The organism is Streptomyces sp. NPDC060205, assembly GCF_042728395.1.
Taxonomy (GTDB): Bacteria; Actinomycetota; Actinomycetes; order Streptomycetales; family Streptomycetaceae; genus Streptomyces.
In genome coordinates this window covers 1-15175 of record NZ_JBHWZP010000229.1, presented here as the reverse complement: position 1 = coordinate 15175, position 15175 = coordinate 1, and the positions used below count along the sequence as shown (strand labels likewise).

The following is a 15175-nucleotide window of genomic DNA, read 5'->3' as shown; positions in this document are numbered from 1 at the left end:
CTGCGGGCCCGGTGGGGGTTGGCCGCGCCGTTCCCCGCGCCCCTTAAAGGCGAAAGATTGCGCCGTTCCTCGTGCCGTTGTGTGTTGCCTGCGGGCCCGGCGGGGGCTGGCCGCGCAGTTCCCCGCGCCCCTGAGAGGGGCTGCGCCCCATCAGGGCCGCGCCCCGTCAGGGGCGCGGGGAACGGCGCAGTCTTTGTCTTTTAGGGGCGCGGGGAACTGCGCAATCTTTAAGGCGCGCGAGGGGCCGCACGCCCAGCCCTCACCGGGCCGTCTTCAAAGGGGCGCGGGGAACGGCGCAATCCTTTGTCTTTGAAGGGCGCGGGGAAGCACGTGGTCAGCCCCCACCGGGCCCGGCTTTCAGGGGCGCGGGGAACTGCGCGGCCAACCCCCACCGGCCCGCAGCCGAGAACATGCGAAATCGACCCCCCGCCCCGATCATGGGCGTCAATGATCACACCCCGCCCGGCCGCAACAGCCACCCTCCTGGCCCTGGCAGCCCTCACCTACTCCGCATGGACCCTGGAAGTGTTCCTGGGAACAGCCCTCCCCCCGGCCCACACCTACGTGAGTGAACTCGCCGCGACCGACCAGCCGTACACCACCCTCTTCCGCACAGCGGACCTCCTCGCAGGCACGCTGGTGTGCGCCGCAGCCGCAACCACAACCGCGACCCTGTCGCCCCGCCGCCGCGCCGCCCTCCTCCTCTTCGGCGCAGCCACAGCCGTCGACTCCCGACTGCCGCTCAGCTGCACCCCCACCACCGACCCGGACTGCGCGGCGCGAGAGAGCGCGTCCCTGGTCCCGTGGACCCATTCCGCGCACACGGTGAGCAGCACGCTCGCCCTGTGCGGCATCCTCGTCGCCATGGCGACCCTCACCCGCACGGCCCGCGCGGGCCCGGCCCTCCTGGCGCTCGAACTGGCCGCCACCGTCTGGACCCTGGCCGCTGTCGCCGCGCTGGAGACGGGCCACGCCGGCTGGGGCGTGGGCATCGCCCAGCGCGTCCAGGTCGGCGTCATCGCGATCTGGCTGGGCGCCCTGGCCGTTTCCCTCGTCCACGCCCCAGGGCCCGCCGCCGGCGCCCGCGGTCCCCTCCGCGCGGCGGACGCCCGCCCATGACCTTCGTCCGCATCGACGGGATCCCGCACCACGTCCGCGTCGACGGAACGGGCCCCGTCTGCCTGCTCAGCACCGGCCTGGGCATGGCCTGGTTCGACTGGGACCCCGTGGTGCCGCTCCTCGCCCCGTACCGCACGGTGGTCCGTTTCGACCGGCCGGGCCTCGGCCTCAGCGCCCCCGCTCCCGCCCGCGCGTGGCCCACGCTGACCGGCGAGGCGCGGCGCATCGCGCGCGTGCTCGACGCGGCCGGGGTCCGCACGCCCGCCACCGTCGTCGGCCACTCGCTCGCCGGTTTCCACTGCGAGGCCTTCGCGCGGCTGTATCCGCGGCGGACGGCCGGGCTCGTCCTGGTCGACTCCAGCGTGGAGGAGGCACCACGCCCGAGCCGCGCCCCCGCTCTCCGGAACACCGCCACGCGCGCGTGCGGCACGCTGCTGACGGGCGCGGGCCTCCCGCGGGCACTCGGCCCCCTCCTGCGGCGTACCGCGGTCAGGGCCGTACGACGGAACGGCGGCGACTCCACCCCATACGACTCCACCCCGTACGACCCGGCGCCGTACGACCTCGTCCGGCGCGCCTACTCCACCAGCCGCTTCCTGCGGGCCGCCCTCGCCGAGAACGCGACCTACCGGGACCAGGCGGCCGAGCTGGAGGAGCTACGGGAGCAGCCTTTGCCGGACGTGCCCGTCACCGTCCTGGCCGCCGCCGCCCACCCCGGCGGCAAGGCCTCACGGCACTGGCTCGACCGCCAGGAACGCCTCGCCGAGCGCCTGGGCGCCACCTTCCGCGTCTCCGCCCCCGCAGGCCACCTCGTCATGCTCGACCGCCCCCAGGACGTAGCGGCGGCGATCCTGGACGAACCGGTGCGCCCGTCCCCCGCCGGCCAGGAAGAGGAACGGACGCACCGGAGATGAGAAGCCGCTGAACCTCAGATGCTCAGCGGCTCAGTGCCTCAGCGGCGGTACGAGGTCACGTAACCCGGCGCGGGCGAACCCACCCCCGTGACGTCGTCGTACCCCCGCACAGCCTTCAGGCTGCTGTCCTTGCCGAGGCTGCGGACCGAGGTCAGCAGGCCCTCCGAGGCGTCGAAGGCGTTGGCGAAGTCCACGCGTGCCACCGCGAGGTCGCGGCCCGTGGGGCGGTCCGTGACGTCGTGGTAGAGCTTCGTGCCGTAGCGGTCGTAGATCGCCGGGTTGGCGAACCCGATCGCGTGCCCGCCGCGCGCCTGCTGGGCGAGCGCCTGGATGCCCGCGACGACCGGAGCGGCGAGCGAGGTGCCGCCGATGCGGTACTCGTCGTACCGCTGCGTCCCGTCCGGGAAGGTCTGCGTCTGCCCGACCAGGAACCCGGTGTTGGGGTCGGCGACGGCCGCGATGTCGGGAACCGTCCGCATGGCCCGCGTGCCGTTCGCCTTCGCGAGCCGCGACGGCACGACCCCCCGCTGGTAGAACGGCTGCTTCACCGTCGCGCTGGTCCCGCCGCCCGCACCCGAGGTGTACGCGCCGGGGAAGTCCGTCCAGCTCTTCCCGTCGGCGGGCAGGCCGGCCTTGAGCGTGCCCCAGCCGGTCTCCCACTGGTACGTGTCGCCCTTGCCGACGGCGAGCGAGGTGCCGCCGACCGCCGTGACCCACGCCGAGTTGGCGGGGGTGTCGACCTGCTTCGTACCGGTGTTGGCGACCTCGTCGCCGTTGTCGCCGGACGAGAAGTAGAAGCCGATGCCCTCGATCGCGCCGAGCTGGAAGACCTGGTCGTAGGCGGCGGCGAGGTCCGGCGTCTGGTTGGCCTCGATGTCGCCCCACGAGTTGGAGACGATGTCGGCGAGGTGCCCGTCGACGATTCTGCCGAGCGAGTCGAGGAAGTCGTCGTCGTAGCAGGACGCGGCGCCCACGTAGACGATGTCCGAGGCGGGCGCGAGGGCGTGCACGGCCTCGACGTCGAGGGTCTCCTCGCCGTACCAGCCCGCCGCCCCGCACTCCTCGGTCCGCGTGTACTGACCGGGCAGCACCTGCGTCAGCTGCCCGCCCTTGTACTTCGCGTCACCGTGCTTCGCCGCGTACGTGGCCGCGTCCGCCGCGATCGTCGGCGAGGCGTACGCGTCCGTGATCGCCACGGTCACACCCTTGCCGGTCGCCTTCCCCGCCCCGTAGGCGGCCCGCAGCTGCTTGCCGGTGTAGCCCTTCACGGCGTACGGGACCTTCGTGCCGTACGCGCCCGGCAGTGTCGTCGCGGTCTTCGAGCTGTAGTACGACGAGAACGGCCCGGCGTTGCGGAACACGGCGTCCGGCGGCGGCAGGGTGTCGGAGTGCTCCGCCTTGTGCGGGGCGTTGTCCAGGCCGGTCACGGTGAGGACGGCGCCGTTCAGCCCGGCGGGCGCGGAGGCGGCCTTCGAAGGGGCGCGGTAAGTCTTCCTGCCCTTCGCGTAGTTGTGCAGCTGCGTGCCGAACGCCTTCTCCGCGTCCGCCACGTCACCCGTCACCGACACGTAGTGCGTACGGGTGCCGGTGACGGTCAGCCCCGCCGACTTGAGCCAGGCCGTCACCGCGGCCACCTGTGCCCCGGTCGCGCCGAAGCGGGATTGGGCCTGCCGCGCGGTGAGGTACTTCCCGTACGAGGCCGACGACGGGTCGGAGACGGCCTTCGCGTAGGCACTCAGGCCCGCCGCGTCCCGTCCGGCGAGGTAGACCCGGGCGGAGACCCGGGAGCTGTCCGCCGTGGCCCCCTTGTCCGCCCCGGCCGTGGCCCACAGGGGCTTGGTGCCCTGGAGCGTGTCACGGCCGGCCGGACCGTCGGAGGCGTGGGCCGCGGGTATGCCCAGGGCCAGCGCGCCGGCGAGCAGCGGCAGGGTCGCCGCCATGCTCACTCCGGCGCGCACCGCGGCGCGATTGGATCTCATGGAACCCCCAAAGGATCACTGGATGGGGGTCACTCTTGCGATGAACCGTTCATGCCAGGGGAATGGCCGGGACATGGCTGGCCCAAAAACCACCCAAGGAACCGTATGGGGAGGGGATTTGGGTCACCGCGCCCGATATCGACCGGCGCGTCAGTGCAGCGGCTTCGCGCCGCGCTGCTCCAGCAGATCCGAGATCAGCTTCATCTCCGACTCCTGCGCCTGCACCATGCCCTGCGCGAGCCGCCGCTCCACGCCGACCCGGCAGCGCTCCACACACCCCTTGGCCATGTGCACACCGCCCACGTGGTGGGCGTACATGAGCTGCAGATAGCGCACCTCGGCCGCCTTGCCGCTCAGCTTGCGCAGCGCGTCCATCTCGGTGTTGGTCGCCATGCCCGGCATCAGCGCGCCGTCCTCGCCGGACCCCATGCCGGCCATGCCCATCCACTCCATGGGCTCGTCGGCGGACACCTTGGGCAGCTCCCACAGGTCCAGCCAGCCGAGCATCATGCCGCGCTGGTTGGCCTGGGTCTGCGCGATGTCGTACGCGAGGCGGCGCACGTCCTCGTCGTCGGTGAGATCGCGCACGATGTACGACATCTCGACGGCCTGCTGGTGGTGCACGGACATGTCACGGGCGAAACCCGCGTCCGCCGAGTCCGCCGCGGGCGCCCGCATCCCGGAGTCGTCGCCGTCGGCAACCGCGTACGTGATCGCCCCGGCCGCCACGAGGACGGCCGCGGCGGCTCCCGTGATCCAGCCCGCGGACTTCATCCTCGTCACTTCGACAGGCCGTTGGTGCAGGCGGCGCCGGGCTCGGGCGTCTGCTTGCCCTGGACGTACGTCTCGAAGAACGTGCCGACGTCCGGGTCGCTCGCGCTCTTCACCGTCCGCTGGTGGCCCCACGCGGAGAGCATGATCGGGTCCTGCTGGTCCTCGACGGGGCTCATCAGCGAGTACGGCGTCTTCTTGACCTTCTCGGCGAGCGCCTTCACATCGGCGTCGGACGCCTTGCTGTTGTACGTCACCCAGACCGCGCCGTGCTCCAGCGAGTGCACGGCGTTCTCGTTCTTGATCGCGTCCTCGTAGACGTCGCCGTTGCAGTTCATCCACACCTGGTTGTGGTCACCGCCGACCGGGGGCTCCATCGGGTACGTCACGTCCTTGGTGACGTGGTTCTGCGTGAGCTTGGTGCTCCACTTCTTCACGCCGTCCTTGCCCGTGACGAACTTCCCCGACGCCGCCTTCGAGTCGCCCGCCGCGCTGTCGTTGTCGTCGGACTGCGACTTGATCAGGAACGCGCCACCGGCGACGAGACCGGCGACGACGATCACGCTCGCGGTGATCGTGAGAACCCGGTTACGGCGCTCGCGGGACTGCTCGGCGCGCCGCATCTCCTCTATCCGCGCCTTGCGCGACGTGGACTCTGTCTTCTTGGCGGAACCCATGGGGTGGTCCTTCTGGGGGAAAGGGGCAGTGGAGTGGTCTGCTGATCGTAGTGGGGGAGGACGGGTTCCAGGTGGGGAGCCCTGGGGATTGGCCCGATGGACCCGTTACGGCGGGCCCGGGACACGTCATGGAGCGTGTGGGGAAGGTGACGGAGAGACGCGAGTGGTCGCCCATTTCATGTGCGCCGCTCAGCGGGCAAGATGGGCGTCAGTGCAGTACACCTGCCGTGTGCGAGGCGTTCGGGCGGAGGTCGGCCGGACGATCGGGGCCCGCAACGCGCGTGAAATGCTGATGTGGTGTGATGCGCAGGTGCCCGACCGCCTCCCTGGGACGGGAGCAGGCGGCCTGACCAGCAAGATTGGGTGGAAGCGGAAGATGGACAAGCAGCAGGAGTTCGTGCTCCGTACGTTGGAAGAGCGCGACATCCGTTTCGTACGCCTGTGGTTCACGGACGTGCTGGGCTTCCTCAAATCGGTGGCCGTGGCCCCGGCGGAGCTGGAACAGGCCTTCGACGAGGGCATCGGCTTCGACGGATCGGCCATCGAGGGCTTCGCCCGCGTCTACGAGTCCGACATGATCGCCAAGCCGGACCCGTCGACCTTCCAGGTGCTGCCGTGGCGGGCCGAGGCCCCCGGCACCGCCCGGATGTTCTGCGACATCCTGATGCCGGACGGTTCGCCGTCCTTCGCGGACCCGCGGTACGTGCTGAAGCGGGCGCTGGCGAAGGCCTCCGACCAGGGCTTCACCTTCTACACGCACCCGGAGATCGAGTTCTTCCTGCTGAAGGACAAGCCGACGGACGGCTCGCGGCCGACCCCGGCCGACAACTCCGGCTACTTCGACCACACCCCGCACAACGTCGGCATGGACTTCCGCCGCCAGGCGATCACCATGCTGGAGTCGATGGGCATCTCGGTCGAGTTCTCGCACCACGAGGGCGCGCCGGGCCAGCAGGAGATCGACCTGCGGTACGCGGACGCGCTGTCCACGGCCGACAACATCATGACGTTCCGCCTGGTCATGAAGCAGGTGGCGCTGGAGCAGGGCGTGCAGGCGACGTTCATGCCGAAGCCGTTCAGCGAGCACCCGGGCTCGGGCATGCACACGCACCTCTCGCTCTTCGAGGGCGACCGCAACGCGTTCTACGAGTCGGGCTCCGAGTACCAGCTCTCCAAGGTCGGCCGCTCCTTCATCGCGGGCCTGCTGAAGCACTCGGCGGAGATCGCCGCGATCACGAACCAGTGGGTCAACTCGTACAAGCGCATCTGGGGCGGCTCCGAGCGCACCGCGGGCGCGGGCGGCGAGGCCCCCTCGTACATCTGCTGGGGCCACAACAACCGCTCGGCCCTCGTCCGCGTGCCGATGTACAAGCCCGGCAAGACGGGCTCGGCGCGGGTGGAGGTCCGCTCGATCGACTCGGGCGCGAACCCCTACCTGACGTACGCGGTCCTGCTGACCGCCGGCCTCAAGGGCATCGAGGAGGGCTACGAGCTGCCGCCGGGCGCCGACGACGACGTGTGGGCCCTCTCCGACGCGGAGCGCCGCGCGATGGGCATCGAGCCGCTGCCCCAGAACCTGGGCGAGTCCCTGTCCCTGATGGAACGCAGCGAACTGGTCGCCGAAACGCTCGGCGAGCACGTCTTCGACTTCTTCCTGCGCAACAAGCGCCAGGAATGGGAGGAGTACCGCTCCGAGGTGACGGCGTTCGAGCTGAGGAAGAACCTGCCGGTGCTGTAGGGCCGCGGGCGGGCCGCGGGAGCGGCCGGCTGCTTGAACCATGTGGACCATTTGGGGTCGACGGTCATGGACCGTCGGCCCCGAGTGGTTTTCCGGGAGACGTGGGTCACACGCGTGCATGTCACAGGGAGTCGGGCTGTCTCGTCCCAGGGATGTAGGTCCCGACGAGCACCGAGGAGCACGCGATGGACGCACGACTGAACTATTTCGCCAGTCCGATGGCCGGGAAGGCCCTCAAGTACTTCATGTCGGCGGGCAAGGCGCTCAAGGAGTCGCCCCTGCCGGTCGTGACGCAGGAGTTGGTGGCCCTGCGGGTGAGTCAGGTCAACGGCTGTGCCGTCTGCCTCGACATGCACACCAAGGAAGCCGCCGCCGCCGGGGAGAGCGCCGTGCGGCTCAGTCTCGTGGCGGCCTGGCGGGAGGCCACCGTCTTCACCGGGGCCGAGCGGGCCGCGCTGGAGCTGGCCGAGCAGGGGACCCGCGTCGCGGACGCGGCCGGCGGGGTCGACGACGAGGTCTGGGCGCGTGCCGCACAGCACTACGACGAGGAGCAGCTCACCGCCCTGGTGATCCTGGTGTCCTTCATGAACACCGTGAACCGGCTGAACATCATCACCCGGCAGCCCGCCGGTGACTACAAGGTCGGCCAGTTCCACTGAAGGAAACAGGAGAAGGGGGATCGGCGTGAGCAAGGTCGAGGAGTTCGAGGAGCTGCGGTCACTGCTGTTCTCGATCGCCTATCGCATGCTGGGCAGCGTGAGCGAGGCCGAGGACGCCGTCCAGGAGACCTGGCTGCGCTACGACGCCTCCGCGACCCGGCCCACGTCGGTCAAGGCCTTCCTGTCCGCCACGGTGACCCGTATCTCGATCGACGTACTGCGTTCCGCCCGGGTGCGGCGCGAGGAGTACGTCGGGCCGTGGTTCCCCGAGCCGCTGCTCACCGACCCCTACCAGGACCCGGCCCGCTCGGCGGAGCTCGCCGACTCGGTGTCGATGGCCGCGCTGCTCCTCCTGGAACGGCTCAGCCCGCTGGAACGGTCCGTGTTCGTGCTGCGCGAGGTGTTCGGCTTCGGCTTCGACGAGGTCGCCACGGCGGTCGGGCGCTCGGAGGCCGCCTGCCGGCAGCTGCAGGTACGGGCGCGGCGGCACATGCGGGCCGGACAGCCACGGTTCGAAGCGGACCGTCAGGAACGGGAGGAGCTGGCGACCCGGTTCTTCGACGCCCTGCGCGAGGGTGACGTCGACGGTCTGCGGGATCTGCTCGCCGCCGACGTGTCGATGGTCGGGGACGGCGGCGGCAAGGCCCCGCAGCTCGCCCGGGCCGTCACCGGCGCCGAGAGCGTGGCCCGGCTGCTCGCCTCCGTCTTCCCCCACATGGCCCGCGTCGACGTGACCTTCGAGCCCCACGAGGTCAACGGCCGCCCCGGAGCGGTCTTCCGCGACCGCGACGGCAAGGTGCTGCACATCCTGGCCCTTGAAGTGTTCGACGGGCGCGTTCACACCATCCGCTCGGTGATCAATCCCGACAAGCTCGGCCACCTCGGGCCGGTCGCCGACGCCTGGGCGATCGACCGCGAGGTGAAGCAGGCCCGTCGCCAGGCGAATTGACCGGTCGGCCGACTCGTACGCGCGCTCAGCGTACGGGCTCACCCTGTGGACAGTATGTGTAACCCTCCGTGACCATGGGTGGGTTGGCGGTGTTGACGGTGTGGACGGGTCGATGGGTGCGGGTGAACGGAGGGCCTGGCATGGCGGACGGTACGGGTGGGGTGGGCGCCCCTCTTGGCTGTGGTGGCGGCGAGCCGGAGGTGTCCGACAGCCTCAAGACGTTCGGCGAGGTGGTCAAGGCCTTCCGGAAACGGGCCCGCCTCACACAGGAGGAGTTCGCGCCCAGAGTGCGGTACTCGGCGCCGACCGTGGCCTCCATCGAACAGGGCCGCCGGTTTCCGCCGCCGGACTTCGTCGAGCGCGCGGAGGAAGTGCTCGACGCGTTCGGGGCGTTGCGGGGGGCCGCACGGCATCTGTCGCGGCAACCGGGGCTGGCCAGTTGGTTCCGCCAGTGGGCCCGCCTGGAGGAGACGGCGGTGAGCCTCTACACGTACGAATGCCGCCTGATCCCGGGGCTGTTGCAGACCGAGGCGTATGCGCGCACGCTGTTCGTGAACCAGCTGCCTCCACTGGGCGACGACCAGATCGAGGCCCAGTGGGCGGCACGGGCCGAACGCCAACGGCTGTTGCGGGAACGGCCGAACACGGCGTTCAGCTTCATCCTGGAGGAGCATTTGTTCCTCCGGAGGACGGGCGGGGTGGAGGTGACGCGAGCGTTGATCGACCACGTACTGGAGCTGGCTGAGCTGCGCAATGTCGAGGTGCAGGTGATGCCGGTGATGCGGCAGGCGCATGCGGGCCTAGACGGCCCGATGCAGTTGCTGGAGACGCCGGGGAACCGATGGGTCGCCTACAACGAGGGCCAACGCGGAGGTCTGTTCGTCTCGGATGTGAAGGAGATCAGCGTTCTGCATATGCGGTATGCCAGGATGCGATCGCAGGCTCTCATCCTCGAAGACTCCGTGAGCCTGTTGCAGCGGATGCGGGGAGAGCTATGAACACCACTGAACTGGCGTGGTTCAAAAGCAGCTACAGCAGTGGCGGTGACGGCGACTGCGTCGAAGTCGCTCTGTTCTGGCGTAAGTCCAGTCACAGCAGCAGCGGTTCCGGCGACTGCGTCGAGATGGCCGTCTGCCCTGACCTCATCCACGTACGTGACTCCAAGGCGCAGGCGGGCCCCCAACTCACCGTCTCCCCGGAGACCTGGACCAGCTTCCTGGCGTACGCGGCCAGGGGCTGACGCCGGCCGGTCCAGGCGCCCGGGCCGGTGGGCTACTGCTGTTCCGCCTGGTCCGCCAGCAGGCGATGCAGCGGCTTCGCCGCGCGCTCGCGGTACTCCTGGATCGCCCAGCCGTTGCCGTCCGGGTCGGTGAAGTGCATGAACGTGCCGCCGTCCTGCGGCGCGTACGCGACGGGCTCGCTGAGTTCCAGGCCGCGCGCGGTCAGCTCCTCGTACGCGGCCTTCGCGTCCGCGACGACCAGCTGCATGCCGTGGTACGTGCCCGGCTGCGGGGTGCCCGACGGGATCGGCACGCCCTTGGCGAGCGCGATCGAACAGCCGGAACCGGGCGGCGTCAGCTGGACGACCCGCGCGCCCGGCATCACCTCCGTGTCGATGTCGACGTGGAAGCCCACCTTGTCCTCGTAGAAGGCCTTCGCCCGGTCGATGTCGGTGACCGGCAGCATGATCACTTCAAGGGCCATGTCCATGGAACGACTCCTTCGTGTGTACGGGAATGCTCAGGCATGCGAGGCCTCGGCCACGTCGACCGTTTCCGAGCGTTCGCGGCGTATCCGCTCAAGCCCCCAGGCGCCCAGCGGGCCGAGCGCCCGGTTGAGCGTGCGGCCGTGCTCCGTCAGGGAGTACTCCACCCGCGGTGGCACCTCGGCGTGGACCTCCCGGTGGACGAGGCCGTCCTCCTCCATCTCGCGCAGGTGCTGCGTGAGCATCTTCTCGCTGACCCCGGGCAGACCGCGACGGAGTTCGGCGAAGCGGCGTACGCCATGGGTTTCCAGCTCCCAGAGGATCAGCCCCTTCCACTTGCCGCTCACCACGTCGAGTGCGGCGTCGATGCCGCAGATGTAAGGCCCGAGTCTCGGCGCCTTGGCCATCGCTGGTCCCCCTCGCGAACGCACGGACTTACTAAAAGGTAAGTACCGCAGAAAATAGTGCGTACTTCCTAGATTAGTGAGCCTCTTCGAGCATGGGGGAGTGAACGAACAACAGAACGCCACCGACCAGCCGGACAGCACCGTCATCGGGCTCGGCCCGATGGGGCAGGCCATGGCCCGCACCCTCCTCACCGCCGGTCACCACGTCACCGTATGGAACCGCACCGCTGCCCGGGCCGACGGTGTCGTCGCCGACGGGGCGGCCCTCGCGGCGACCCCCGCCGAGGCGGTCGAGGCGAGTGACCTGATCATCCTCAGCCTCACCGACTACGCGGCGATGTACGACATCCTCGGCAGCGCCACCGGATCCCTCGCCGGCCGGACGCTCGTCAACCTGAGCTCCGACACCCCTGACCGCACCCGCGAGGCGGCGGCCTGGGCGGCCGGTCACGGCGCCGCCTTCCTCACCGGCGGGGTCATGGTTCCCGCGCCGATGGTCGGCACGCCGGCGGCCCACGTCTACTACAGCGGTCGCCGCCAGGCGCTGGAGAGCGGGCTGGCGGCACTGGCGCCCATCGGTACGCCGAAGTACCTGGGCGAGGACCCGGGGCTCGCCCAGCTGATGTACCAGGCCCAGCTCACGGTGTTCCTGACCACCCTGTCCGCCCTCATGCACGCCACCGCGATGCTGGGCAGCGCGGGAATGAAGGCCGCGGAAGCGCTGCCGGAGCTGCTGTCCTCCGCCGACGCGATCGGTGCCATCCTGCGGGCGGGCGAGGAGAATCCCGGCACCGCGCTCGACGCCGGTGAGCATGCCGGTGATCTGAGCACGGTCACCATGATGGGCGCGACCGCCGATCACATCGTCGAGACCAGTACGTCCCTCGGCCTCGACCCGGCGCTCCCGCTGGCCGTGCGGGCGCATTACCGGCGTGCGATCGAGGACGGGCACGGCGGCGACAACTGGACCCGCATCATCGACGGCATCCGCGCACCGCGCTGACCGGACGCGAGGCCGCGCACCCCCGGCCCGGCGCACCGACGGCCCGCCGCACCACGCACCCACTACCCGGCAGTCCAGGCGCTTCCCGGCGGCTCTGCGGTTAGGCTCAAGCCGTACGACCTTGATCGCGTGGCTGACATCGAGCTGACATCGACTGGTGGCGTCGCGCTGGGTGACATCGCGGGGGACGACGGAGGCCGGGATGACGGTGCCGGGGCGCAGGAGCAGTACCTTCTCTCGGCTGCTGCGGCACGGTTTCACCGATCCGTCGGGCGCCGAGCGGCTGCTCGACAGCCCGCAGCTCGCGGCCGTGACCAACGACCCGGTGCTGCTCGACGCGCTCGGCGCCACCGCCGACCCGGATCTGGCGCTGCTCGGGCTCGTGCGGATCGTCGAGGCGCAGGAGAGCGACGCGGGGCGGCGCGAACTGCTCGACACGCTGATCGCCGCCAAACCGCTGCGCGACCGGCTGCTCGGGGTGCTCGGCGCCTCCGACGCGCTCGGCGAACATCTCGCGCGCCACCCGCTCGACTGGCAGGCCCTCGTCACGTACGAGCCGCAGGACCTGCACCCCGGCGTCGCGGAGTTCGAGCGGGGGCTCGCCGAGGCGACCGATCCCGTGTCGCTGCGGGTCGCCTACCGGCGCTGCCTGCTGTCCATCGCCGCCCGTGACGTGTGCGGGACCACCGACGTCACGCAGGCGGCGGCCGAGCTGGCCGACCTCGCGACCGCCACCCTGCGCGCCGCGCTCGCCCTCGCGCAGGCCGCCGCGCCCGAGGACGCCGGGATGTGCCGGCTCGCCGTGATCGCGATGGGCAAGTGCGGCGGCCACGAGCTGAACTACGTGTCCGACGTCGACGTCATCTTCGTCGGGGAGCCCGCCGAGGGGACCGACGCCGCCGACGAGGACAAGGCGATGCGGGCCGCCACCCGGCTCGCGGCCCATCTGATGCGGATCTGCTCGGAGACCACCGTCGAGGGATCCATCTGGCCCGTCGACGCCAACCTGCGCCCCGAGGGCCGCAACGGCCCGCTCGTGCGCACGCTCAGCAGCCACCTCGCCTACTACCACCGCTGGGCCAAGACCTGGGAGTTCCAGGCCCTGTTGAAGGCGCGGGCCGTCGCGGGGGACCTCGACCTGGGGGAGGAGTACGTCGCCACGCTGGCCCCCCTCGTGTGGCAGGTCGCCGAGCGGGACAACTTCGTCACCGACGTGCAGAAGATGCGGCGGCGCGTCGTCGAGAACATCCCGCCCGCCGAGATCGAACGGGAACTGAAGCTCGGCCCCGGCGGCCTTCGGGACGTCGAATTCGCCGTGCAGATGCTGCAGTTGGTGCACGGGCGGGTGGACACCTCGCTGCGCAGCGGGACCACGCTCGACGCCCTGAAGGCACTGGCCGCGGGCGGGTACGTGGGACGCGTCGACGCCGTGCAGTTCGACGAGGCGTACCGGTTCCTGCGGTCCATGGAGCACCGCATACAGCTCTTCCGGCTGCGGCGTACGCATCTCGTGCCCGAGGACGACGCCGATCTGCGGCGCATCGGACGGTCACTGGGGCTGCGGACCGACCCGGTCAAGGAACTCAACCGCGAGTGGAAGCGGCACGCCGGGGTGGTGCGGCGGCTGCACGAGAAGCTGTTCTACCGGCCGTTGCTCGACGCCGTCGCCCAACTCGCGCCCGGCGAAGTCCGGTTGAGCCCGGGAGCGGCCCGGGAGCGACTGGTCGCGCTCGGGTACGCGGACCCGGCCGCCGCGCTGCGCCACCTGGAGGCGCTGGCCTCCGGAGTCTCCCGCAAGGCCGCCATCCAACGCACCCTGCTGCCCGTCCTGCTGGGCTGGTTCGCCGACTCCGCCGACCCCGACGCGGGACTGCTCAACTTCCGCAAGGTCTCGGACGCGCTCGGCAAGACCCCCTGGTACCTGCGGCTGTTGCGGGACGAGGGCGCCGCCGCCGAGAACCTCGCCCGCGTCCTGTCCGCCGGACGGCTCGCCCCCGACCTGCTGATGCGGGCACCCGAGGCGGTGGCCCTGCTCGGCAACGGCTCCAGCGGCGGCCTCGTCTCCCGCACCCGCGCCCACCTGGAGCAGGAGATCCTCTCCGCGGTCGGCCGGGCCGGCAAGGGAGAGGCCGCGGTCACCGCGGCACGCGGCGTACGGCGCCGGGAACTCTTCCGTACGGCCGCCATCGACATCGTCAGCTCCTACGGCACCGAGGAGACACCCGCCTACGCCGACCAGGGCGCGCTCGTCGACCTCGTCGGAGCAGCCATCTCCGACCTCACGGCGGCGACCCTCGCCGGCACCCTGCGGGCCGTCGTCCGCGACGGCTGGGGCGAGACGCTCCCCACCCGCTTCACGATCATCGGCATGGGCCGCTTCGGCGGCCACGAACTCGGTTACGGGTCCGACGCCGACGTCCTCTTCGTGCACGAGCCCCGGGAGGGCGTGGGTGACGAGGAGGCCGCGCGGGCCGCCGGCGCGGTCGTCTCCGAGATGCGCAGACTGCTGCAGATCCCCAGCGCCGACCCGCCCCTGCTCATCGACGCCGACCTGCGTCCCGAGGGCAAGTCCGGGCCGCTCGTAAGGACGCTGAAGTCGTACGAGGCCTACTACCGGCGCTGGTCGCTGGTGTGGGAGTCGCAGGCCCTGCTGCGGGCCGAGGTCGTCGCCGGGGACGAGGAGCTGGGGCGGCGGTTCCTCGACCTCGCCGATCCGCTGCGCTACCCGGCGGAAGGGCTAGGGGAGGACGCCGTACGGGAGATCCGGCGGCTCAAGGCCCGCATGGAGACCGAGCGGATGCCCCGCGGGGCCGACCCCACGCTGCACACCAAGCTCGGGCGGGGCGGGCTGTCCGACGTGGAATGGACCGTGCAGCTGCTGCAGTTGCGGCACGGGTGGGCGGAGCCGGGGCTGCGTACTACGCGTACGCGGGAGGCGCTCGCTGCCGCGTGTGCGGCCGAGCTGATCTCCGGGGAGGATGCGGCGATCCTGGACGAGGCGTGGGTGTTGGCGACTCGGGTGCGGAACGCTGTGATGTTGGTGCGGGGGCGGGCGGGGGACACGTTTCCGTCCGACGGGCGGGAGTTGGCGGCGGTGGGGCGGTACCTGGGGTACGGCCCCGGGCACGTGGGGGACATGCTCGACGACTATCGGCGTACGACGCGGCGGGCACGGGCGGTGGTGGACGAGCAGTTCTACGGCGCGTAGCGCCGGCGACCGGGCTTCTTTCGCCCCCGCCGCCCCTACCCGTTCC

Annotated in this window: 14 protein-coding genes; 9 read left to right on the top strand and 5 right to left on the bottom strand. The window is 70.9% G+C overall.

Going from position 1 to position 15175, the window contains the following annotated elements:
• Nucleotides 1-447 precede the first annotated feature (447 nt).
• Nucleotides 448-1119, top strand: coding sequence for a DUF998 domain-containing protein (locus ACFWGJ_RS31060; RefSeq protein ID WP_387331340.1), 672 nt, complete (start codon nucleotides 448-450; stop codon nucleotides 1117-1119).
• Nucleotides 1116-2033: an alpha/beta fold hydrolase gene (locus ACFWGJ_RS31055; RefSeq protein ID WP_387331338.1), complete on the top strand. Its 918-nt coding sequence runs from the start codon at nucleotides 1116-1118 to the stop codon at nucleotides 2031-2033. The genes ACFWGJ_RS31060 and ACFWGJ_RS31055 overlap by 4 nt, the downstream gene beginning before the upstream one ends.
• Before the next feature lie 38 nt (nucleotides 2034-2071).
• Here ACFWGJ_RS31055 and ACFWGJ_RS31050 read toward each other — a convergent pair whose 3' ends face one another.
• The 3 genes from ACFWGJ_RS31050 to ACFWGJ_RS31040 all read right to left on the bottom strand — a co-directional run bounded on the left by ACFWGJ_RS31050 (nucleotide 2072) and on the right by ACFWGJ_RS31040 (nucleotide 5460).
• Nucleotides 2072-4012 (bottom strand): protease pro-enzyme activation domain-containing protein, encoded by a 1941-nt coding sequence (locus tag ACFWGJ_RS31050; protein WP_387331336.1) that lies wholly within the window; start codon nucleotides 4010-4012, stop codon nucleotides 2072-2074.
• 150 nt (nucleotides 4013-4162) lie between these two features.
• Nucleotides 4163-4786 carry a DUF305 domain-containing protein gene (locus ACFWGJ_RS31045; RefSeq protein ID WP_387331342.1) on the bottom strand — a complete coding sequence of 208 codons (624 nt, stop codon included), beginning with the start codon at nucleotides 4784-4786 and terminating at the stop codon, nucleotides 4163-4165.
• A gap of 5 nt (nucleotides 4787-4791) precedes the next feature.
• Nucleotides 4792-5460: a DUF3105 domain-containing protein gene (locus ACFWGJ_RS31040; protein WP_387331334.1), complete on the bottom strand. Its 669-nt coding sequence runs from the start codon at nucleotides 5458-5460 to the stop codon at nucleotides 4792-4794.
• Between the two features lie 376 nt (nucleotides 5461-5836).
• Between ACFWGJ_RS31040 and ACFWGJ_RS31035 the strand changes: the two genes are divergently transcribed.
• From ACFWGJ_RS31035 to ACFWGJ_RS31015, 5 genes are all read left to right on the top strand, one after another.
• Nucleotides 5837-7198, top strand: a complete 1362-nt coding sequence (locus ACFWGJ_RS31035; protein ID WP_107018335.1) for a glutamine synthetase family protein — start codon at nucleotides 5837-5839, stop codon at nucleotides 7196-7198.
• A gap of 185 nt (nucleotides 7199-7383) precedes the next feature.
• On the top strand, nucleotides 7384-7857 hold the full coding sequence (locus ACFWGJ_RS31030; protein WP_387331332.1) for a carboxymuconolactone decarboxylase family protein: 474 nt from the start codon (nucleotides 7384-7386) through the stop codon (nucleotides 7855-7857).
• 25 nt (nucleotides 7858-7882) lie between these two features.
• Entirely contained in the window at nucleotides 7883-8806 is a 924-nt protein-coding gene (locus ACFWGJ_RS31025) for an RNA polymerase sigma-70 factor (RefSeq protein ID WP_387331330.1), read from the top strand.
• 140 nt (nucleotides 8807-8946) lie between these two features.
• Nucleotides 8947-9804: a Scr1 family TA system antitoxin-like transcriptional regulator gene (locus tag ACFWGJ_RS31020; protein ID WP_387331328.1), complete on the top strand. Its 858-nt coding sequence runs from the start codon at nucleotides 8947-8949 to the stop codon at nucleotides 9802-9804.
• On the top strand, nucleotides 9801-10046 hold the full coding sequence (locus tag ACFWGJ_RS31015) for a DUF397 domain-containing protein (protein WP_387331326.1): 246 nt from the start codon (nucleotides 9801-9803) through the stop codon (nucleotides 10044-10046). Before ACFWGJ_RS31020 ends, ACFWGJ_RS31015 begins: the two co-directional genes overlap by 4 nt.
• A gap of 32 nt (nucleotides 10047-10078) precedes the next feature.
• On the opposite strand, the gene ACFWGJ_RS31010 is transcribed toward ACFWGJ_RS31015, so the two are convergent.
• Nucleotides 10079-10516 (bottom strand): VOC family protein, encoded by a 438-nt coding sequence (locus ACFWGJ_RS31010; RefSeq protein ID WP_210883264.1) that lies wholly within the window; start codon nucleotides 10514-10516, stop codon nucleotides 10079-10081.
• 30 nt (nucleotides 10517-10546) lie between these two features.
• Nucleotides 10547-10918, bottom strand: a complete 372-nt coding sequence (locus ACFWGJ_RS31005; RefSeq protein ID WP_387331323.1) for a winged helix-turn-helix transcriptional regulator — start codon at nucleotides 10916-10918, stop codon at nucleotides 10547-10549.
• Nucleotides 10919-11018: 100 nt separating this feature from the next.
• On the opposite strand from ACFWGJ_RS31005, the gene ACFWGJ_RS31000 reads away from it, so the two are divergent.
• Together ACFWGJ_RS31000 and ACFWGJ_RS30995 are read left to right on the top strand one after the other, a co-directional pair.
• Nucleotides 11019-11921 carry an NAD(P)-dependent oxidoreductase gene (locus tag ACFWGJ_RS31000; protein ID WP_387331321.1) on the top strand — a complete coding sequence of 301 codons (903 nt, stop codon included), beginning with the start codon at nucleotides 11019-11021 and terminating at the stop codon, nucleotides 11919-11921.
• Between the two features lie 202 nt (nucleotides 11922-12123).
• The gene (locus ACFWGJ_RS30995) at nucleotides 12124-15129 is read left to right on the top strand and encodes a bifunctional [glutamine synthetase] adenylyltransferase/[glutamine synthetase]-adenylyl-L-tyrosine phosphorylase (protein ID WP_387331319.1); all 3006 of its coding nucleotides are present in this window, start codon (nucleotides 12124-12126) and stop codon (nucleotides 15127-15129) included.
• Nucleotides 15130-15175 lie beyond the last annotated feature (46 nt).